We start from the raw sequence: 19,856 nt of genomic DNA on the forward strand, positions 1-19,856 counted from the left end.
CCGCCGCTTCACCTGTCAAACTGGGGCAATGGATCATTTCCCGCCCTCCAGCCTGTCCGCCACTCCGCCGCCGCGGACCGGCCCCCGTGACCCGGGCGATGCCTGGGTGGAAGGGGACCGCGGCCGGTTCTGGGGCAGGTTCGGAGCGGCCGGGGTCCTGGCCTGGGATCCCGGCAGGGGAGTCCTGCTGCAGCACCGCGCGGTTTGGAGCCACAACGGCGGAACCTGGGGCCTGCCCGGCGGGGCCCTGCACCAGGGCGAAGAGCCGGTTGACGGTGCCCTCCGGGAGGCCTACGAGGAAGCTGCCGTCCCGTCGGAGAGCGTGGAGGTGCTGTTCACTTCCGTGCTGGACCATGGTTACTGGTCCTACACCACGGTGGTGGTGCGGGTGCGGGAATCCTTTGAACCGGTGATCAGCGACCCCGAAAGCATCGCGCTGCTCTGGATCCCGGTGGCGGAGGTGGGGGCACTGGACCTGCACCCCGGTTTCGCCGCGGCGTGGCCGGAGCTGCTGGCGCGGCTGGACGCCGACGAACCCTGGGCAGGCGGACGCTGGTAGGCCGGCGCGGCCCGTGCCTGGAGCCGGGGCTAGTACCCCTCGCCGTACTCCGCGGTGACCAGGATGGGCAGGTGGTCGGAATTTCCGCGCGGCAGCGTTTCCACGCTGGCGATGTCCAGGCCCAGCGACGTAGCGAAGTCAAAATGGCCCTTGAACACCTTGTACCGGGTGTAGGTCCGCCGGTTGCTCAGGGAGAGGGCGTAGCCGGAGTTCTTCATGTGCATGTCCAGGTTCTTGGTGAAAAACGGGTAGTTGAAGTCGCCCACCATCAGGGTCATCAGGCCCCTTCCCATGCTCAGGAGTTCCGCATGGGCGGCGTGGATCTGCTTCCGCCGCAATGAGTTCGACGCCGTCAACGGGGCAGCATGAAAGGAGCCGATCACCAGTTCATGCTGTGTTTCGGTGTCCATCACCCGGGTGCCGATCAGCCGCTCGTGTGCCGGCGCCAGCACCCTGTCATGCATCGATTTCTTCAACGCGAAGGACTGCGTGTCCAGGGCGGTGAAGCGGCTGGTGCGGTAGTAGATGGCCAGCCCCAGCCGGTTGCCTTTCGTGGCATCCGCGAGGTGCAGGGGCCCAAGGGTTTCCGGGAGGTCGCTGGCATCCACTTCCTGGAGGCACAGCGCATCGATGTCATGGTTCCGGGCCAGGGCGAGGAGCTCGCCGCTGGCCTTGTGCTTGCGGAGGTTGTAGCTGATGACGCGCATGAAACACCTCTTTTGAGGGTTGCTGACAGGACCAGTTCCTTACTCTAGTCCGATTGCTCCCTGCACCCTCCAACATTTCGCCGCCTGCGCCGCCGTGCCGCGCCATGTCCCCGGGAGATAGAGTTAGTGGCAATTCACTGAATTTCCGTAAGGGGCCAGCCTTGACCGCAGACCTGCCTGAACTCGCCGAAGGCAATTTCTACTACCAGGACCTGGGCGGCGCCCGCTTCCGGTCCACCATCCACGCCCAGGGCGCCTGGAACGCCCACGAACAGCACATGGCCCCGGCATCGGGCCTCATGGCGGACGTGCTTGAACGGCACCAACCGCGGGACGACATGCGGATGGCCCGCATCAGCTACGAGATCCTCGGGCTGATTCCCGGCGGGGAGTTCCGGATCGACACCACCACGCTGCGTCCCGGCAAAACCATCGAACTGGTCCAGGCGGAACTGGTGGCCGGCGGGCGCACCGCCATCCGCGCCACGGGGTGGCGCATGCTGACCAGTGATACCGCCGGCGTTGTGGCCGTCGAGGACGCCGCCATCCCCGGCCCGGACGAATGCAAGCCGTACGACGGCGCGGCCGTCTGGCCCGGTGGCTACATCCGCTCCCTCGAAATGAGGGTGGCCGAGGGACACCGCCCCGGAGCCGGCAAAGTGTGGCTCCGCACCGACCACCCGCTGACCAGCGCCGCCGACAGCGGCGACCTTGCCCGGCTCACGGGCCTGGTCGATACAGCCAACGGCATTGCCGCCCGGGTTCCGCCGGGAAAGGGCAGTTACGCGTTCCCCAACCTGGACCTGCAGATCCACATGTACCGCCGCCCCCAGGGGGAATGGCTGGGACTGGACAACGCCGTTTCCTTCGGCAGTGACGGGATCGGGCTGACATCCACCGTGCTCCACGACCTGCAGGGCCCGTTCGGCCGGGCCGAACAGATCCTGACACTGCGCAAATCCTGACCCCTCCCGGCTATGGCGCGGCCATATATCGCTGAGTATCGTTGTATATCGTTCGCGATTGGCAAAGGAGTTCATCATGCGTGCTTCACACCCTGCAGGCGGATTTGGCGGGAACAACCTCGACGGCATGTGGCAGGCCGTCGAGGAGCTGCGTTCCCGGTTTGAGAAGCGGGCCGGTACCCGGGCCGGAAAAGGCGAAGTGCGGGCGGCGGTCCTGGCACTGCTCGCCGAGCAGCCCATGCACGGTTACCAGATCATCCGGGAGATCGAGGAGCGCAGCGGCGGCAGCTGGAAGCCGAGCGCAGGTTCGGTCTACCCGACGCTGCAGCTGCTGGCGGACGAAGGTTCGATCAGTGCCGAGGAATCGAACGGCCGCAAAATCTATTCGCTGACCGAAGCGGGCCGGGAGGAAGCGGCGGCCCACCATGGCTCGGCGCCCTGGGATCCGGCCGGCCCCGTGTCCGGCGGCGTTGCTTCCCTCCCCAAGGCCGGGATCGAACTGGCCCAGGCCGCGGCGCAGGTGGGCCGTACGGGATCCCAGGACCAGGTGCACCAGGCCGTTGCGGTGCTGGATGAGGCCCGCCGCCGCCTGTACGCCATCCTCGCCCAGGACTGAACCGGGTGGCGTCCACGGTCCAGGCGGGGGCCAACCCTCCGCCACCCCTGCGGGAGCACCGCGGGCGCTACCGGAGGATCCTGCGCTTCGCAGCGTGGAACCTTGCCTCCACCTGGTGGTTCGAGCTGTTCCTGCCGCGGGTGGGGCTCGGCTGGATGGCTGCGCGGAGCCGTTCACGGCGGATGCGGCGCTTCGCCCAGCGGTTCCACGACCTGGCCGTGGAACTTGGGGGACTCATGATCAAGGTGGGCCAGTTCCTGTCCTCCCGGCTTGATGTCCTGCCGCCGGAAATCACTAAGGAGCTGGAGGGGCTGCAGGACGAGGTTCCCCCGGTGGCCTTCCCGGCCATCTCCGCCCTTGCAGCCCAGGAACTGGGGACGCCGCTGGAGAGGGTCTTCGCGTCCGTTGATCCCGCCCCCATCGCGGCTGCCTCCCTGGGCCAGGCGCACCGGGCACGCCTGGATACCCTCGATGCCGGGGACACCGGCCTCGATGCCGTGGTCCTGAAGGTGCAGCGGCCGGGCATCGGCGCGATCGTCGACGTCGACCTCGCCGCCCTGCGCAGGGTTGCCGGTTGGCTCAGCCACATCCGGCTCGTTTCCCGCCGGGCGGACATGCCGGCGCTGGTGGAGGAGTTCGCCCAGACCAGCCTGCTGGAAATCGACTACCTGCACGAAGCCGTCAATGCCGAGCGCTTTGCCGCGGACTTCGCCGGTGATGGCCGGGTGGAGGTTCCGGGCGTGGTCTGGGAGCGGACCACCCGCCGGGTGCTTACCCTGGAAGACGTCACGGCCATCAAGATCACGGACGTCCAGTCCCTCCGTGCCGCAGGGATCGATCCCGCAACCGTGGCGCCGGTGTTCGCGTCCATCATGTTCGACCAGCTGTTCACCAACGGCTTCTTCCACGCCGACCCGCATCCCGGGAACATCTTTGTCACCCCGGTCCCGCCAGGGGAAGGGGAACTGCCCTGGAAGCTGACGTTCATCGACTTCGGCATGATGGGAGAGGTGACCCCTTCCACGCGCAGCGGGCTCCGGAAGCTGCTGATCGCGGCCGCAGCCCGGGACGGGAAGGGCCTGGTGGGGGCCATCAATGATGTGGGCGTCCTGATGCCGTCCGCGGACAGCGTTGGACTGGAGCGCGCCATGACGCAGCTCTTTGCGCGTTTTGGCGGCATGGGCTTCGCCGAACTCCGGGAAGTGGACCCGCGCGAGTTCCGTGACTTTGCGGTGGAGTTCGGTGACGTGGTCCGCTCGTTGCCGTTCCAGCTGCCGGAGAACTTCCTGCTCATCATCCGGGCCATGTCCCTCACCTCCGGAGTGTGCAGTGCGTTGGACGAGCGTTTCAACCTCTGGGACTCGGTGGAGCCGTACGCCGCCCGGCTGCTGCGGAGCGAGCGGGGCAACCTGGTGCAGGACGCGGCCCGGCAGGCCATCGACGCCGCCGCTGTTGCCTTCCGCCTCCCCGGCCGGCTGGACGCCCTGGCAGGACGGCTGGAGGAGGGATCGCTGCAGGTAGCCGTACCACGCCTGGAACGTCAGGCTGCCCGGCTGGACAGGGCCGTGCGCCGCGCGGCGTCCGCCCTGGTCTTCGGAGCCCTGCTGCTCGCCGGGGCAGTCGTCCGGCCCGACGACCTTGCCCTGGGCAATGTGTTGATGACCGCATCGGCCGTTCCGCTGCTTCACGCCCTGTGGGTGGGGCGCCGGGGGCGTTAAGGCCGCCGCCGCCGTCGGGCGTAACCTAGGGGTGGCCTGCCTATTGGCAGGCGTTGAACCCGTCGCCACCGTAGCTGTCGACGCTGAATGCCTGGGAGCCCCGCACTATGCACCACACCGGTACCGGATCCAGCGCGCTTACCGTGGTGCGGCAGGATGTGTCGCTCGGCGCTGGCCGTGACCTCGAATTCGGGCTGGAGCTGCTGGCGAGGGCACGAAGCGGCGGTTTGGGGCCCACCCTGCGGCTGTACCGGCCTGCGCCCACGGTGGCGTTCGGGCAGCGGGACACCCGGCTGCCGGGATTCGGGGCCGCCGCCCAGGCCTGCCGCGATCATGGGTTCGAACCCCTGGTCCGGAGGGCCGGCGGACGCGCGGCCGCCTACCACCGGGGCACCCTGGTGGTGGACCACATTGAGCCGGACGTGGACGCCGTCGCCGGATCCAAGGACAGGTTCGGGTACTTCGGAGGGCTGTTTGCGGAGGCGCTGCAGAACGTAGGCGTGCAGGCGGCGGTGGGGGAGATCCCCGGCGAGTACTGTCCCGGCGAGTTCAGCGTCCACGGAACCGATGCCATGGACAGTTCCCGCAGGATAAAACTGGTGGGCACAGCCCAACGGGTGGTCTCGGGTGCATGGCTCTTCAGCTCGGTGATCGTGGTGGAGGACTCCGCCCCGATCCGCAAGGTCCTTACCGACAGCTACGCGGCGCTGGGCCTGGACTGGGATCCTGCCACCGCCGGCGCCGCCAATGACCTGGTGCCGGGTTTGGACGTGGCCGCCGTTGAGCAGGCCCTCCTGGAAACGTATGCGGGCCATGCCACCCTGGAAACTGCTTCCTTCAGCAGCCTGGGGGCATGACCCGCATCAATTGGTGCGCGGCCGGTCAGGCGGCCAGGCGGCTCTTGACCTCGGCGGCGGACGGGTTGGTGGCCGCGCTGCCGTCCGGGAAGAGGACCGTGGGGACGGTGCGGTTGCCGCCGTTCAGCTGCTCCACGAGTTCGGCAGTGCCGTCCACCTCTTCGATGTTGATTTCGGTGTAGCCGATTCCCTGGGCGTCCAGCTGCTTCTTGAGCCGGTTGCAGTAGCCGCACCACGTGGTGGAAAACATGGTGATGGTGCCGGATTCGGGAGTGAAGTCCACAGGGATCTCCTAAGTGTCGCTTGAAAAGGTTTCCTTACTGTCAACCGTAGCGCGGCGGCCGGTATTCCCGGGTGATGAGCGGCTGCTGCCGTTCCCGGATGACAGTTTGTGGCGCGCGGTGGCAAGCTGGTGCCATGTGTGGACGCTACGTAATGGCACGCGCCGTGGGGGACCTCCTGGCCGAGTTCGACGCCGAACTCGAGGACGAGGTGAGCATCCCGCCGTCGTGGAATGTTGCACCCACCGATGCCGTCCCGATCGTGCTGGAGCGGCTGGTGGATGACAGTGCCGCGCCGCGCCAGGTGCGCCAGCTGCGTGTGGCGCGCTGGGGCCTGGTTCCGTCCTGGGCCAAGGATCCGGGCATCGGCTCGCGCATGATCAACGCCAGGAGTGAATCGGTGCTGGAGAAGCCTGCCTTCCGCAAGGCTGTGCAGTCCCGCCGCTGTGCCGTCCCGGCAGATGGCTACTACGAATGGAAGCAAGGCCCGGGGAAGTCGAAGCAGCCGTACTACGTGCATCCCGGTGGGGACCGTGGCTTGGCCTTCGCGGGCCTGTATGAGTGGTGGAAGGACCCGTCCGTACCGGAGGGGGAGCCGGGCCGCTGGCTGCTGTCCACCTCGATCCTGACGGCGGACACCCCTCCGCCCGGGGCGGAATCCACCATTTTCGGGAAGCTGACCGAACTCCACGACAGAGTGCCGCTGCCCATGGATAAGTCCACCATGGAAGCGTGGCTGGACCCGCAGGCGGATGATGCCGCCGCGCTGGTTGACTTGGTGCGGTCAGGGGTTAAGGACGCCGCTGCGGACTGGCGCGTGGAATCCGTAGGCAAGGACGTGGGCAACGTCCGCAACAACGGCCCGGAACTCATCCGCCCGGTGGAAGCTCTGTTCTAGCAGCCCGGCGCAGGGTGTACTGCCCTCAAACGGTGACCGTACCGGCGTCGTCCACCGTCCAGGTGGGGTTGTATGCCACTTCCCAGCGAAAACCGTCGGGATCGGCAAAGTACCCGGTATAGCCGCCCCAGGCCTTGGTGACGGGCTCGGCAATAATGGCGGCACCAGCGGCCGCGGCCTGTTCCATGACGCTGTCCACCTCTTCGGGGCTTCCCAGGTTGTGGCTCAGGGTAATGCAGGGGATCCCGTCCGGGCGGCCGGTCACAGCTTCGGCCTGCATCTGGCGGGCATCCCAGAGCGAAAGCACCAGGCCGTGGTTCACCTGGATGAACACCACTTCCCCGGCGACTTCGCGGTGGACCGGCCAGCCGAGGCCGTCAACGTAGAAAGCACGGGACTCCTCGACGCTGCGAACACCGAGGGAAATAAAGTCGACTCTGGGCTCCATGCTTCGATAGTGTCAGATGATGGCGACAATTCAAGGAAACGACCGGGATGCCCGCGCCGACAGGGAACAGCTCGCTGCGGTCCGGGTGGCCGTTGACGAAGTCGATGACCAGATCGTTACCCTGATCGCCCGCCGCGAGCGGCTGATCAGGATCGCCGGCACGCTGAAGGGCGATGACGCGGAAGTGCGTGCCCCCGGCCGCGTAGAGCGGATTATTGAACATGTGCGGTCCGCTGCGGAGAAAAAGGACATCGACCCGGACATCGTTGAAGCAACCTACCGGGCCATGATCTCCGCATTCATTGAACTTGAACTGCGGATCCACAAAGAAAACAGCTGAGGAAGGCTAAAGCGCTTCCTCCACCGGCACCCCGTGCTGGAACTCCCGCCCGTCCGCCTCGCTGAAGGCTGACAGGACATGTCCCTTCCCGAGGCCATTCAAGGCCGTCATGGGAAAGCTTCCGGTGATGCTGTTCTCGGAATGGGACACTCCGGAAAGGTCGAAATCCTCCTCGATTCCCTGGTCCCGGTTGAACGAGTAGCAGGCTATGGCCTCCCCGTTCATGAACTCAATGCACAGCCGGCGCTGCGCTGAAAAATCGGGCGAGGCTCCCATCAAACCCACCACGTAGGCGCCCGAGCCCGGAATGGTGCCGTCGATATCGAACGTGGCAACCAGGGTGGAGTCCTGGGTCTTGATGCTGGCCTGCTTCAGGAGTGCGTCATCGGTACTCATGCCAACATCCTGCTCCCTGCCGCACGCCCCGTCCACCCCCGCCTATGTTTTGGTGAGAACCCGGCGTAGACTGAATTTATTCGAATACATGTTCGAATCACGTTGTGATGGGTTAGGTCCGGGAGGTGCGCATGGGCATGTTCAGCGAATCTGTTGACGTGGCGTGTGCCCCCACAGGTGAGCCGGAATCCTTGGTATGGGCAGGTGTGTCCTATACCGTCTGCGCAGAACCCGTCCGCTGGTACGAACGCCGGCAGTGGTGGGCTGAGGACAGCAGGGCTCCCCTGGGCAGCGGGCCCGGAGTGGTGGACCACGAAATCTGGCGGGTCCAGGTGCTGCCCGCCCGGGGTGCCGCCCGTTCCGCCGCGGCACAGGAACCGCCCGGGGCAGAAGTCCTGACCCTTGACCTTTCCCGCCATCTCCGCAGCAACCGGTGGCGGCTGGTGCGGATCCATGACGCCCTTCACCCCAAGACTGCCTGACCCGGAACACCATGAGCTTTACCCACCTGCACGTTTCCACGGCATTCAGCGCCCATTACGGAGTTTCCTGGCCGGAGGAACTGGCCATGGCTGCCGCTGCCGATGGCGCCACGGCCCTCGCCTGCACCGACCGGGACGGCCTGTACGGCACCATCAAGCACCTCAAAGCCTGTATGGCGGCGGGGATCGACCCCATCGTAGGCGTGGACCTGGCGGTATTTGACGACGACGGCGATCACCGCACCCAGGTAGCAGGCAGGGTGGTGGTGCTGGCCAGGGGGCAGAACAACGGTGCCGGGTACCGCGCCTTGTGCCGGCTGGTTTCCGATGCGCACGCGAGGACCTCCGGGAAAGCCGGGGGAGCGGTACCTGCCGCGGTGACCCGTGCCGAGCTGGCCTCCCGAACCCTCGACCCCCACACCCTCAAACCGGTGCTGACGGTGCTGATCGGCCCGGACTCGGACGTCGGCCGGGCCATGGGAGGCCGGCGCTACCTGCGTCCCAGGACCCTGTTCAAGCAATGGCTTGACGCAATGCCCGCCGGAACTGTGGTGGCGGAGATCGTCTCCCAACTCAGTGCGCCGGGCAGTCCTTTCAGCACGGCGCACGCTGTGCGCATGCTACGGCTCGCGGAGGAACACCATGTTCCGGCAGTCCTCACCAACGCCGTCCGGTATTGCGCAGCCGATGGTGCACCGACCGCGGATGTCCTTGACTCCGCGCGGACTTTGAAGTCCCTCCCGGAACTGGCAGGGGAGCCACTCCTGCAACCCACGGGCCAGGGATGGCTGAAATCAGCGGATCAAATGCTGGGCCTTGGTAAGGAAATCATCTCCGCCGCCGGTTATGGTGCCGCAGACCTCAAGCAGTTGATGGCGCAGACCGAGGCGCTCGCCGACCTCTGCCGGATCGACCCCGCCACTGATATGGGATGGAAACAGCCAGTGGTGCCGGAAGCTGCCGTCATCGGCATCAACCAGGATCCCCACACGGAGCTCCTCCAGCGCTGCCATGCCGGAATCGGCAGGCGGTTCCCGGGCATCGGCGGTACGGCGGAGCGGGACATGATGGCCCGTTTGGACCATGAACTGGGGATCATCCAGAACCTGGGCTTCTCCTCCTATTTCCTCACTGTTGCGGAGGTCTCCAGGATGATCCAGGACATGGGAGTCCGGGCGGCTGCCAGGGGATCGGGGGCATCAAGCCTGGTCAACTACCTGATAGACGTCAGCCATGTGAACCCCCTCCAGCATGACCTGATCTTTGAACGCTTCCTCTCCAACGACCGCGCCACCCTCCCGGACATTGACATCGACGTCGAAAGTGCAGAGCGCCACAACGTCTACCACAGGATCTTCGAGCGCTTCGGCTCCGAACGCGTAACCCTCATGAGCATGCAGAACGGATACCGGGCCCGTGGTGCAGTCCGCGACGCCGGGCTGGCGCTGGGCATGGACGATGGCGAGGTGGGGGAGATTGCCAAGCAGCTGTGGCGGTTCTCAGCGCGGAAATTCCGTGAAGCCCTGCAGGAAAAACCCGAACTGCGGGAATTTGCCGGAAGGGTGGAGCAGTCCGATGCGCAGGGAAACCAGCAACTTGACCTGCTGGTAGACCTGACCGAACGCCTTGACCGGCTGCCCCGCCACATATCCATGCACCCATGTGGGGTGATCCTGGGCGATGCCACGCTGCTGGACCGCACACCGGTCCAGCCAAGCGGGCTTGGCCTGCCCATGAGCCAGTTCGACAAACATGACATGGACCCCATGGGCATGCTCAAACTCGATGTCCTGGGTGTCCGTATGCAAAGCGCCATGGCATTTGCCGTCCGGGAAATCATCAGGATCCACCCCTCAAAGGAAGAAGTGGTGGAGGCTGGGAACCACCCCATTGGACCTTTTGGTTCGGGGCCGGATTACATTGCCGCCAACGGCCGGATCGACCTGAACGCCGTCCCCCTCGACGACGAAGCCACCTATGAGCTGATCAGGAGCACGCACACCCTTGGCTGCTTCCAGATCGAATCCCCCGGACAGCGTGAATTGATCGGCAAGATGGCACCACGGGAGTTCAACGACCTCATCATCGACATTTCCCTGTTCCGCCCGGGGCCCATGAAATCGGACATGGTGCGGCCCTTCCTGGAACACCGGCACGGGTTCGCCCCCGAGGTTTACCCGCACCCGGATCTCAAACCAGTGCTGCAGGAGACGCACGGGGTCACGGTTTTCCACGAGCAGATCCTGAAGACCCTGGATGTCATGACCGGGTGCGGGCTGGCCAAAGCCGATGAATTCCGCAGGGCGTTGAGCAACGAGGCCGGTGAAGCCAGGGTGGAAGAGTACTTCCGGCGCCATGCCAAAGCCAAGGGGTATGCCCCTGAAGTGGTGGACAAGGTGTGGGGGACATTGAAGTCTTTTGCCAGTTTCGGTTTTTGCAAGGCCCACGGTGCTGCCTTCGCCGTCCCCACCTACCAGTCCGCCTGGCTGAAGACACACCACCCCGAAGCTTTCCTCGCAGGCTTGTGGGAGCACGACCCCGGCATGTATCCCAAACGGCTGCTGGTGGCCGAAGCCCGCCGGCTGGGTATTCCCATCCTTCCCCTGGACATCAACCGAAGCAAAGCAGAATACCGCGTGGAGCGGATCGCGTCAGGCACGGATGCCGGCCGGCTCGGAATCCGGCTCAGCCTGAACGGAATCTACGGTCTGTCTGCTGCAGAACTGAAACGGATCGTCGCCGGCCAGCCTTACGACTCACTGGCGGACCTTCGGGCGCGCTCGCGGCTGAGCAAGCCCAGCATCAGGCGCCTTGCGCAACTGGGGGCTTTTGATTCCCTGCACCGGGAAGCCGGAGGCCCTGCCAACCGCGCGGATCTGGTGCACCATCTGCAGCAGCTCCAGACAGCAAAGACAGGAAAGAAAGGCATTGAGGTCCTGGATGGGCAGCTGTCCCTTCCCCTGGGCGATATCGAACTGCGGAATATCAAACCTGGGCTTCCAGCCCCCACCCTGGTCGAAAATGTCAGGGCGGAACTTGATCTCATGGCGGTGGATGTCAGTACCCACCTGATGGACAGCCACCGGCCCCTGCTGGAGAAGCTGGGGGTCACCACGGCAGATAAGCTTCTCAGCTTTCGCAACGGCACCGAAGTGCTGGTGGCGGGGGTTCGGGTTGCCACCCAGACGCCGCCGATGCGCGGCGGAAGGCGGGTGGTGTTCATCAGCATCGACGACGGCACCGGCTGCGTGGATTCGGTGTTCTTCCACGAGGCACAGGAAAGCGCCGGACCGCTTTTGTTTGGTACCCGCCTGCTGCTGATCCGTGGAACCACCCGAAGGACCGGTCCCAGGGGCATCAGCATCAGCGCGAGCATGGCGTGGGACCTGAGCCGTACGGAGAGCCTGCCCTTCCCGGAATCCGCCACAGAGCCCACTCCTGTGGCCGGCCATGAGGCCGTCGAAGATGGGCCGCATCCGCTGGATGGCATCACCAGGACGCTGGCGATCACCGGGTTCAACGGGTGAGGGCTCTGTCCCAGCCCCCGTGTGCCGCGTTGGTCGCCCCATACCGGAACCGATAGCATTGACGGTGGCTGGCTGTGGTCCCCGTATGCCACAAGCTATGAAGCCTTAACTTTGAATAGGAGACACCCGTGTCAGATGCCCAGCAGATCACCCTTCTCGTCGATGGCGAAGAGACCAAGGTGACTACCGGGACAACCGGTGCGGAACTCTTCTTTGAGCGCCGTGATGTTGTTGTGGCCCGCGTCAACGGCGAGCTGAAGGACCTTGACCAGGAACTGCCCGAAGGCGCCGAGGTGGAGGGCGTCACCATTGATTCGCCCGACGGCCTGAACGTCCTGCGCCACTCCACAGCCCACGTGATGGCGCAGGCAGTGCAGCAGCTGCGTCCCGACGCCAAGCTCGGCATCGGCCCTTACATCACCGACGGCTTCTACTTCGACTTCGACGTCGCCGAGCCTTTCACCCCCGAGGATCTCAAGACCCTCGAAAAGATGATGCTGAAAATCGTCAACCAGAACCAGAAGTTCGTCCGCCGCGTGGTCAGCGAGGAAGAGGCCCGCGAAGCCATGAAGAACGAGCCCTACAAGCTCGAACTCCTGGGCAAGAAGAACGAGGCCGCCGAAGCCGGGGAGGGCGTGAACGTCGAGGTCGGCGCCGGGGACATCACCATCTACGACAACGTCGAGCGCAAGGAAGGCACCACGGTGTGGTGCGACCTCTGCCGTGGCCCGCACCTGCCCAACACCAAGCTCATCTCAAACGCCTTTGCCCTGACCCGTTCGTCGTCGGCCTACTGGCTGGGCAACCAGAAGAACCAGCAGCTCCAGCGCATCTACGGGACCGCGTGGCCCACCAAGGACGCCCTGAAGGCGTACCAGGAGCGCATCGCCGAGGCCGAGCGCCGCGACCACCGCAAGCTCGGCTCCGAACTGGACCTGTTTTCCTTCCCTGACGAACTGGGATCCGGCCTTCCCGTTTTCCACCCCAAGGGCGGGATCATCCGCAAGGAGATGGAGGATTACTCGCGCCAGCGCCACGTCGAAGCCGGCTACGAGTTTGTCTACACCCCGCACATCACCAAGGGACACCTGTACGAGGTCTCGGGCCACCTGGACTGGTACAGGGACGGCATGTTCCCCCCGATGCACGTGGACCCTGAACTCAACGAGGACGGCACCGTCCGCAAGCCCGGCCAGGACTACTACCTGAAGCCGATGAACTGCCCCATGCACAACCTCATCTTCCGTTCCCGCGGCCGGTCCTACCGCGAATTGCCGCTGCGGCTGTTCGAATTCGGTTCGGTGTACCGGTACGAGAAGTCCGGTGTGGTGCACGGCCTCACCCGTGTCCGGGGCATGACACAGGACGACGCCCACATCTACTGCACCCGCGGGCAGATGAAGGACGAGCTCACCAAGACCCTTACCTTCGTCCTGGACCTGCTCAAGGACTACGGGCTTAACGACTTCTACCTGGAGCTGTCCACCAAGGACCCCGAGAAGTACGTCGGCGACGACGCCACCTGGGAGGAAGCCACCGCCACCCTCGCCGAGGTGGCCCAGGAGTCCGGGCTGGAGCTGGTGCCCGATCCGGGCGGAGCCGCCTTCTACGGTCCCAAGATTTCCGTGCAGGCCAAGGATGCCCTGGGCCGCACCTGGCAGATGTCCACCATCCAGCTGGACTTCAACCTGCCCGAGCGCTTCGAACTCGAGTACCAGGCCGCCGATGGCAGCCGCCAGCGCCCGGTGATGATCCACCGTGCACTTTTCGGATCGGTGGAACGCTTCATGGGCGTCCTCACCGAGCACTACGCCGGGGCCTTCCCCGCGTGGTTGGCCCCGGTCCAGGTCGTGGGCATCCCCGTGGCGGAGGCGTTCAACGACTACATGTTCGACGTCGTAGGCCAGCTCAAGGCGGCGGGTATCCGTGCCGAGGTGGACACCACCTCGGACCGCTTCCCCAAGAAGATCCGCACCGCCAGCAAGGACAAGATCCCGTTCGTTCTCATCGCCGGCGGGGACGACGCCGAGGCGGGCGCTGTGTCGTTCCGCTTCCGCGACGGAAGCCAGGACAACGGTGTGCCCGTCGCGGAAGCGGTCAAGCGGATCACCGAAGCCGTCCGCAACCGGACCAGCTAGCCGAACGGAAGCAGCACAGTGCAGGAGAACACAAGCGCAGGATATCCGGGCGATGCCGGCGTTACCGACGACTTTGCCCTCGCCGGTGTCCCGGACGCCTTCCAGCGCCTGTGGACTCCGCACCGCATGGCCTACATTAAGGGCGGCCAGCACCAGTTCAAGAATGAGGACGACTGCCCGTTCTGTGTCGGCCCCGCCCGCACTGACGAGGAAGCGCTGATTGTCTACCGCGGCCGGACCTGCTACGTGGTGCTGAACCTGTTCCCCTATAACCCGGGCCACCTGCTGGTTTGCCCCTACCGGCACATCCCGGATTACACGGACCTCACGGTCGAGGAAACAGCTGAGTTCAGCGAACTCACCCAGACTGCCATGCGGGTCCTCCGAAAGGTCTCCAATCCCGGCGGCTTCAACCTTGGCATGAACCAGGGCGTGGTTGGGGGTGCGGGAATCTCCGCACACCTGCACCAGCACATTGTGCCGCGCTGGGGCGGGGACGGGAACTTCTTCCCCATCATCGCCCAGACCAAAGCCATTACCCAGACCCTTGACGAGGTCCGGCAGCAAGTGGCTGATGCCTGGCCCGGGGAGTCGGATGCTGAATAGGCATGCCCGCGGTTTCTTCACCGCGCTGTTCACCCCGCTGGCCCGCTGGCTCCTGAAGATCGGCGTGTCCCCGGACACAGTAACCATTCTCGGAACCGCAGGAGTTGCCGCCGGAGCCCTGGTTTTCTACCCGCTGGGCCAGCTTTTCTGGGGGACAGTCTTCATCACCGCCTTCATCTTTTCCGATGTCCTGGACGGCATCATGGCCAGGATGCAGGACGTCAAGAGCCGCTGGGGAAACTTCCTCGACTCCACCCTTGACCGCATCGCCGACGGCGCCCTCTTTGCCGGGGTGTCCGTCTGGTTCTTCACCGGTGGCAACAATGGGGCCATCGCCGTCTGCGCCCTGCTGTGCCTGGTGCTGGGCATGGTTGTCTCATACGCCCGTGCCAAGGCAGAGTCGCTGGGGTTCACCGCCAACGTCGGCATCGCAGAACGGGCCGAACGCCTGGTTTCGGTGCTGGTGGTTACCGGCCTGACCGGACTCGGGCTACCGGCTGTGGTGCTCCTGGCTACCCTGGTCCTCCTGGCGGCAGCGAGCCTCGTCACCGTGGTACAGCGCGTACTGTCCGTGCGCCGGCAGGCCCTGGCGGAGCCGACGCCCGCTGATTAAGCATGATTAAGCCTGCCGTGCGGCGGGGGACTAGTATATAAGTGCCCGGTCAAGCGACCCGGCAACCCGTGCGTGCACTTCCGGCAGCTGCCGCCGCATGCCCGGCGAAGATCATCTGTCTACCCATAGGGGTTTTTGTGTCTACACCTGATGTAAGCAACGAGGCCGGTTCGTCCGCGAACAGCGTCACGGGCAGCAGCCGCGTGAAGCGTGGCATGGCCGAGATGCTCAAGGGCGGCGTCATCATGGACGTCGTCAACGTCGAGCAGGCCCGCATCGCCGAAGACGCCGGTGCCGTGGCAGTCATGGCGCTGGAGCGTGTTCCGGCCGATATCCGCGCCCAGGGCGGCGTGTCCCGCATGTCCGATCCCGACATGATCGACCAGATCATTGACGCCGTGTCCATCCCGGTGATGGCCAAGGCCCGCATCGGCCACTTCGTCGAGGCCCAGGTCCTGCAGTCCCTCGGTGTCGACTACATCGACGAGTCCGAGGTCCTGACCCCGGCCGACTACGTCAACCACATCGACAAGTGGAACTTCAAGGTTCCCTTCGTCTGCGGTGCCACCAACCTCGGTGAGGCCCTGCGCCGCATCAACGAGGGCGCGGCCATGATCCGCTCCAAGGGCGAAGCCGGCACCGGCGACGTCTCCAACGCCACCGGCCACATGCGCAAGATCCGCTCGGAGATCGCCCGGCTGTCCTCCCTGCCCGAGGACGAGCTGTACGTCGCCGCCAAGGAACTGCAGGCCCCGTACGAACTGGTCAAGGAAGTCGCCGCGGCCGGCAAGCTGCCCGTTGTCCTGTTCACCGCCGGCGGCATCGCCACCCCCGCTGACGCTGCCATGATGATGCAGCTCGGCGCCGACGGCGTGTTCGTCGGCTCCGGCATCTTCAAGTCCGGCAACCCCGCCCAGCGCGCCGCCGCCGTTGTGAAGGCCACTACCTTCTTCGACGACCCCGACGTCATCGCCAAGGCCTCCCGCGGGCTCGGCGAAGCCATGGTGGGCATCAACGTCGACGAAATCCCCCAGCCCCACCGCCTCGCAGAACGCGGCTGGTAATTCCCTCCTCGCCTAGGTAATGACGACGCCGGTTCCTCACCTCTTTTGGTGGGGACCGGCGTCGTTCTTTTAAGCAGTAGTGGCTATTCCAGGCCGCGGCGCTTCAGCAGCGGGTCCAGGCGCGCTTCGCGGCCCCTCAGGATCCGAAAGGATTCCAGCGGGTCCCGGCTGTTGCCACGGCTGAGCAGCTCCTGCCGGAAGCGTTCGCCGTTGGTTCTGGCCAGGCCGCCGTTTTCCGTGAACCAGTCGACCGTTTCGGCATCCAGCACCTCGCTCCAGATGTAGGAGTAGTAGCCCGCCGCGTATCCGGCGCCGGAGAAGATGTGCTGGAAGTAGCCCGTCCGGTAGCGGGGCGGGATCAGTGGGTGCGAGATCCCCGCCGCAGCCAGGGCCTTCGCCTCAAACTCCAGCGCATCATCCGGAACGTTGCCCGGTTCCAGCGTGTGCCACGCCAGGTCCAGGAGGGCCGCGCCCAGGTACTCGGTGGTGGCAAACCCTTCGCCCCAGAGCCGGGATTCCTCCAGCCGGTCCACCACGTCCTGCGGCAGCGGTTCGCCGGTGACGTGGTGCCGGGCATAGTTGGACAGCACCTCCGGCCACATAATCCACATTTCGTTGACCTGCGAGGGGTACTCCACGAAGTCCCGCGGCACGGAGGTGCCGGAGAACCGGGGGTAGGTGACGTTGGAAAACAGGCCGTGCAGCGCGTGGCCGAACTCGTGGAACAGGGTCCGCAGCTCATCCAGGGTGAGGAGTGTCGGTTCGCCTGCCGGCGGCTTGGAAATGTTGAGCGTATTGGTCACCACGGGCCGGGTGCCCAGCAGCCCCGACTGGTCCACGAGCGAGTTCATCCACGCTCCGCCGCGCTTGGATTCACGCGAGTAGTAGTCGCCGAGGAAGAGCCCCAGCCCGGTTCCGTCACCATCCCGGACTTCCCAGATCCGGACATCCGGGTGGTAGGCCTTGAGGTCGGGCCGCTCGTGGAAAGTGATCCCGTACAGCGCGGTGGCGGCAAAGAACACTCCATCCGTGATGACCCGGTCCAGCTCGAAGTACGGACGCAGTGCCTGTTCATTAACGTCGTATTTTTCGCGCCGCACCTTTGCCGAATAGTAGGCCCAATCCCAGGCTTCCAGTGGATGCCCTGCGACGTCCGCAAGGGCCGCGGCCTCGGCGTCGGCATTGCGGACAGCCGCCGGCGCCATCCGGCCCAGCATCGTTTGCACTGCCTCGAAATCCGGCGCCGTCTGTCGGTCGGCCACAAGTTCGGCGTAGTTCGCGAAACCCAGCAGTTGGGCCTTTTCGGCCCGCAACCCGGCCATGTCCCTGGCGAGATCCAGGACATCCAGGTGTCCGCCTCCACTGCCCCTTCCCACGGATGCCTCGAACAGGCGACGGCGGACGTCCCGGTTCTCGAGCGAGGCCAGGGCAGGCTGGTTGCCGGGCTGGATCAGCGTGACCAAGTACTTGCCCCCGTGCCCGGCGGCGCGGGCTGCCTCAGCGGCACTGGCGACGTCGTCAGCCGGCAGGCCCGCGAGTTCGGCGGCATCCTCCACCAGCAGCGCCGCGGATTTCATCCCCTTCTTGACCCGCTGGCCGAACTCCGTGCCCAGCCGGGCCAAGTCCGCGTTGATGGCCCGCAGCCGCTCCTGGCCCGGTGCATCGAGCTGGATCCCGGATTGGCGGAACTCCTTGAGGTACTCCTCCACCAGCCGGGCCGACTCAGCCTCCAGGTTGACAGTATCGATGGCGGCGAAGCGCTCGTACAGCGCCCTATTGAGGTACACCTCGTCCTGGTGGGCCGAGAAGCGCGGCGAAAGCCCGGTCTCAAGTTCCCGGATCTCCGCAGAGGCGTCCGCTGACACCAGGGTAAAAAACGCTGCGGCTGCCCTGTTGAGGAGCTGCCCGGAGCGTTCCATGGCCAGGGCCGTATTGTCGAAGGTTGCCGGCTGGGAGTTGCCGGTGATGGCCAGGATCTCGGCCAGGTGTGCTGCCAATCCTTCTTCAATGGCGGCGCCGTACATGTCTGCGCTAAGGGCCTCGAAAGGGGGAAGGCCGTAGGGCAGGGGACTGGCAGCCAGGAGCGGGTTGGTCATGGGCTAAACCTTTCACAGCGGGACGCGCTTCTCAATCACATGCACGTGGGCGTGTGCTCCCAGCGGGCATACCTACAATGGCCGCTAGGGGTCCGGTCCGGACCGCATTCTGTGCGTCCTGCAGGCAGGCGCACGGGATTGGCAGTGATGAAGGGACCTAGCTCAATGGGCAACCATGGAACGACGCCGGCAGCTGCCTTCCTGGGTATCCCACTCCGATGGATCGGTCCGGGCGCAATAACAGCCGTCGTGGCCGCTTACGCCATTTTCTGGTACCTGGCGCGGCCGGTGGCCGAGCCGCTGCCCAGGCATGTGGGCCAGCTCTTCGGCGGTGAATCCGTACTGCTGTATTCCGTCGCCCTGGTCCTGGTCAGTACCCTCCCACACGTTGAGCCGGTGTTCGGCGGGATTGACCACGCTGCCATCTGGCACCGCCGGGCGGCCATGACGGCCACTGTCCTGTTGCTGCCGCACATAGAGCTCGCGTCCAACCCGGAGGCAACAAGCGTGGGAAAGACGCTGGCGGTGGTGGCCATTTCCGGCCTGGCCGCCCTGGTGGTGTGGGCGGTGCTGCCGCGTTGGCGGACCATGCTCCCCGCCCCGGCAAGGCGCCTGGTTGTAGCGGCGCTGCAGGCACAAGGTGTCCGCCTGGTGGTCCGGCTGCTGGGAGGCTATGAACGCTGGCGCGGCTTCCACCGCCTCACAGGGCTGTTCGTTGCTGCCGGCTTCCTGCACGGATTGTTCGATGCCAGCGCGTTCGAGGCGGCGCCGGGCCTGAGGTGGAGTTACGTGGCAATCGGCGGAACCGGGTTGGCGTTCTACGTATACCGGGAGCTGCTGGCGAGGCGGTTCCTGCCCCATCATGACTACCAGGTTGCCGGTGTCCGCCCGGTTGCCGCGGACCTGGTGGAAGTGGCGCTCCGGCCATTAGGCCGCCCGCTGGAGTTCAAACCCGGGCAGTTCGCCATGGTCTACCTTGAAACGGCGGACGGCTGGCAGCGGCACCCTTTTTCCATCTCGGGTCCCGCACCGGAAGGTGGTATCAGCATCACGGTGAAAGCGCTGGGCGACCACACCTCGCGGCTTCCCGACGTTGTCCAGGCGGGAATGCCTGCTGTGGTGGGCGGGCCCTACGGCCGCTTTGACCGGCACAAGGGCACTGCCCACCAGGTCTGGATCGCCGGCGGCGTGGGGATCACGCCCTTCCTCAGCTGGGTCCGGTCGCTGGAAGCTGCGGGCGGGGACCTGCCTGAGGAGGTGCACTTCTTCGTCACGTCGGCCGGCCCTTCGCCGTTTGCCGAAGAGATCCTCGCCATCGCCAGGAACCACCCGAGGCTCCACATCCATGTGGTTGACACCGAAACGGACGGGCGGCTGACGCCGCAAGCGGTCATTGCGGCGGTGGACACGGAACCACGGATGCTGTCCGTCTTCATGGGAGGACCCGATGCCATGCTGCGGCAGTTCCGCAGGGCATTCCGGGCAGCGGGTGTCCGCCGGGCCAATATCCACCGGGAGTACTTCCAGTGGCGGTGATCCCGGTGG

The 19,856-nt window shown here is 65.5% G+C and carries 19 protein-coding genes; 14 read left to right on the forward strand and 5 right to left on the reverse strand.

Going from position 1 to position 19,856, the window contains the following annotated elements:
- The first annotated feature begins 28 nt into the window (after positions 1–28).
- Complete coding sequence (locus J2T23_RS00750; RefSeq protein ID WP_141160302.1) at positions 29–559, forward strand: NUDIX domain-containing protein; 531 nt, start codon at positions 29–31, stop codon at positions 557–559.
- Between the two features lie 29 nt (positions 560–588).
- Here J2T23_RS00750 and J2T23_RS00755 read toward each other — a convergent pair whose 3' ends face one another.
- Positions 589–1,266 (reverse strand): endonuclease/exonuclease/phosphatase family protein, encoded by a 678-nt coding sequence (locus J2T23_RS00755; protein ID WP_141160303.1) that lies wholly within the window; start codon positions 1,264–1,266, stop codon positions 589–591.
- A 161-nt stretch (positions 1,267–1,427) separates the two neighbouring features.
- Between J2T23_RS00755 and J2T23_RS00760 the strand changes: the two genes are divergently transcribed.
- The 4 genes from J2T23_RS00760 (at position 1,428) to J2T23_RS00775 (ending at position 5,422) form a co-directional block, all read left to right on the forward strand.
- On the forward strand, positions 1,428–2,231 hold the full coding sequence (locus J2T23_RS00760; RefSeq protein ID WP_307356375.1) for a thioesterase family protein: 804 nt from the start codon (positions 1,428–1,430) through the stop codon (positions 2,229–2,231).
- 76 nt (positions 2,232–2,307) lie between these two features.
- Positions 2,308–2,847, forward strand: a complete 540-nt coding sequence (locus J2T23_RS00765; protein ID WP_141181674.1) for a PadR family transcriptional regulator — start codon at positions 2,308–2,310, stop codon at positions 2,845–2,847.
- A 5-nt stretch (positions 2,848–2,852) separates the two neighbouring features.
- Positions 2,853–4,565 carry an ABC1 kinase family protein gene (locus J2T23_RS00770; protein ID WP_307356377.1) on the forward strand — a complete coding sequence of 571 codons (1,713 nt, stop codon included), beginning with the start codon at positions 2,853–2,855 and terminating at the stop codon, positions 4,563–4,565.
- Positions 4,566–4,672: 107 nt separating this feature from the next.
- Positions 4,673–5,422, forward strand: a complete 750-nt coding sequence (locus J2T23_RS00775) for a lipoate--protein ligase family protein (RefSeq protein WP_307356379.1) — start codon at positions 4,673–4,675, stop codon at positions 5,420–5,422.
- 25 nt (positions 5,423–5,447) lie between these two features.
- On the opposite strand, the gene J2T23_RS00780 is transcribed toward J2T23_RS00775, so the two are convergent.
- Positions 5,448–5,705, reverse strand: coding sequence for a mycoredoxin (locus tag J2T23_RS00780; RefSeq protein ID WP_043454512.1), 258 nt, complete (start codon positions 5,703–5,705; stop codon positions 5,448–5,450).
- A 134-nt stretch (positions 5,706–5,839) separates the two neighbouring features.
- On the opposite strand from J2T23_RS00780, the gene J2T23_RS00785 reads away from it, so the two are divergent.
- A complete protein-coding gene (locus J2T23_RS00785) occupies positions 5,840–6,601 on the forward strand; it encodes an SOS response-associated peptidase (RefSeq protein WP_307356382.1) in 762 nt (253 codons plus the stop codon).
- A gap of 25 nt (positions 6,602–6,626) precedes the next feature.
- Here J2T23_RS00785 and J2T23_RS00790 read toward each other — a convergent pair whose 3' ends face one another.
- The gene (locus J2T23_RS00790; RefSeq protein ID WP_141160309.1) at positions 6,627–7,049 is read right to left on the reverse strand and encodes a VOC family protein; all 423 of its coding nucleotides are present in this window, start codon (positions 7,047–7,049) and stop codon (positions 6,627–6,629) included.
- A gap of 19 nt (positions 7,050–7,068) precedes the next feature.
- Here J2T23_RS00790 and J2T23_RS00795 point away from each other — a divergent pair, with 19 nt between their 5' ends.
- Positions 7,069–7,389, forward strand: a complete 321-nt coding sequence (locus tag J2T23_RS00795; protein ID WP_168223142.1) for a chorismate mutase — start codon at positions 7,069–7,071, stop codon at positions 7,387–7,389.
- A 6-nt stretch (positions 7,390–7,395) separates the two neighbouring features.
- Here J2T23_RS00795 and J2T23_RS00800 read toward each other — a convergent pair whose 3' ends face one another.
- Positions 7,396–7,785 carry a hypothetical protein gene (locus J2T23_RS00800; RefSeq protein WP_141160311.1) on the reverse strand — a complete coding sequence of 130 codons (390 nt, stop codon included), beginning with the start codon at positions 7,783–7,785 and terminating at the stop codon, positions 7,396–7,398.
- 131 nt (positions 7,786–7,916) lie between these two features.
- Between J2T23_RS00800 and J2T23_RS00805 the strand changes: the two genes are divergently transcribed.
- From J2T23_RS00805 to pdxS, 6 genes are all read left to right on the forward strand, one after another.
- Positions 7,917–8,267, forward strand: coding sequence for a DUF6504 family protein (locus J2T23_RS00805; RefSeq protein ID WP_141160312.1), 351 nt, complete (start codon positions 7,917–7,919; stop codon positions 8,265–8,267).
- An 11-nt stretch (positions 8,268–8,278) separates the two neighbouring features.
- Positions 8,279–11,794: a DNA polymerase III subunit alpha gene (locus J2T23_RS00810; RefSeq protein WP_307356387.1), complete on the forward strand. Its 3,516-nt coding sequence runs from the start codon at positions 8,279–8,281 to the stop codon at positions 11,792–11,794.
- A 128-nt stretch (positions 11,795–11,922) separates the two neighbouring features.
- Positions 11,923–13,932 carry a threonine--tRNA ligase gene (gene thrS / locus J2T23_RS00815; protein ID WP_307356389.1) on the forward strand — a complete coding sequence of 670 codons (2,010 nt, stop codon included), beginning with the start codon at positions 11,923–11,925 and terminating at the stop codon, positions 13,930–13,932.
- An 18-nt stretch (positions 13,933–13,950) separates the two neighbouring features.
- Positions 13,951–14,538, forward strand: coding sequence for an HIT family protein (locus J2T23_RS00820; protein ID WP_307356390.1), 588 nt, complete (start codon positions 13,951–13,953; stop codon positions 14,536–14,538).
- Positions 14,528–15,151: a phosphatidylinositol phosphate synthase gene (gene pgsA, locus J2T23_RS00825; protein WP_141160316.1), complete on the forward strand. Its 624-nt coding sequence runs from the start codon at positions 14,528–14,530 to the stop codon at positions 15,149–15,151. The genes J2T23_RS00820 and pgsA overlap by 11 nt, the downstream gene beginning before the upstream one ends.
- Before the next feature lie 137 nt (positions 15,152–15,288).
- A complete protein-coding gene (gene pdxS / locus J2T23_RS00830; protein ID WP_141160317.1) occupies positions 15,289–16,215 on the forward strand; it encodes a pyridoxal 5'-phosphate synthase lyase subunit PdxS in 927 nt (308 codons plus the stop codon).
- A gap of 83 nt (positions 16,216–16,298) precedes the next feature.
- Here the strand turns inward: pdxS and J2T23_RS00835 are convergent, their stop codons facing one another.
- Positions 16,299–18,311, reverse strand: coding sequence for a M3 family metallopeptidase (locus J2T23_RS00835; protein WP_307356393.1), 2,013 nt, complete (start codon positions 18,309–18,311; stop codon positions 16,299–16,301).
- A gap of 165 nt (positions 18,312–18,476) precedes the next feature.
- On the opposite strand from J2T23_RS00835, the gene J2T23_RS00840 reads away from it, so the two are divergent.
- Entirely contained in the window at positions 18,477–19,847 is a 1,371-nt protein-coding gene (locus J2T23_RS00840) for a ferredoxin reductase family protein (protein WP_141181664.1), read from the forward strand.
- The last annotated feature ends 9 nt before the right edge of the window (positions 19,848–19,856 follow it).

Source organism: Pseudarthrobacter niigatensis (assembly GCF_030812615.1).
Classification (GTDB): domain Bacteria; phylum Actinomycetota; class Actinomycetes; order Actinomycetales; family Micrococcaceae; genus Arthrobacter; species Arthrobacter niigatensis.

Coding starts and splice junctions, on each gene's coding strand:
- J2T23_RS00750 (WP_141160302.1), top strand. CDS start 29: ATGGATCATTTCCCGCCCTCCAGCCTGTCCGCCACTCCGCCGCCGCGG.
- J2T23_RS00755 (WP_141160303.1), bottom strand. CDS start 1,266: ATGCGCGTCATCAGCTACAACCTCCGCAAGCACAAGGCCAGCGGCGAG.
- J2T23_RS00765 (WP_141181674.1), top strand. CDS start 2,308: ATGCGTGCTTCACACCCTGCAGGCGGATTTGGCGGGAACAACCTCGAC.
- J2T23_RS00775 (WP_307356379.1), top strand. CDS start 4,673: ATGCACCACACCGGTACCGGATCCAGCGCGCTTACCGTGGTGCGGCAG.
- J2T23_RS00785 (WP_307356382.1), top strand. CDS start 5,840: ATGTGTGGACGCTACGTAATGGCACGCGCCGTGGGGGACCTCCTGGCC.
- J2T23_RS00790 (WP_141160309.1), bottom strand. CDS start 7,049: ATGGAGCCCAGAGTCGACTTTATTTCCCTCGGTGTTCGCAGCGTCGAG.
- J2T23_RS00795 (WP_168223142.1), top strand. CDS start 7,069: ATGGCGACAATTCAAGGAAACGACCGGGATGCCCGCGCCGACAGGGAA.
- J2T23_RS00800 (WP_141160311.1), bottom strand. CDS start 7,785: ATGAGTACCGATGACGCACTCCTGAAGCAGGCCAGCATCAAGACCCAG.
- J2T23_RS00805 (WP_141160312.1), top strand. CDS start 7,917: ATGGGCATGTTCAGCGAATCTGTTGACGTGGCGTGTGCCCCCACAGGT.
- J2T23_RS00810 (WP_307356387.1), top strand. CDS start 8,279: ATGAGCTTTACCCACCTGCACGTTTCCACGGCATTCAGCGCCCATTAC.
- pgsA (WP_141160316.1), top strand. CDS start 14,528: ATGCTGAATAGGCATGCCCGCGGTTTCTTCACCGCGCTGTTCACCCCG.
- J2T23_RS00835 (WP_307356393.1), bottom strand. CDS start 18,311: ATGACCAACCCGCTCCTGGCTGCCAGTCCCCTGCCCTACGGCCTTCCC.
- J2T23_RS00840 (WP_141181664.1), top strand. CDS start 18,477: ATGGGCAACCATGGAACGACGCCGGCAGCTGCCTTCCTGGGTATCCCA.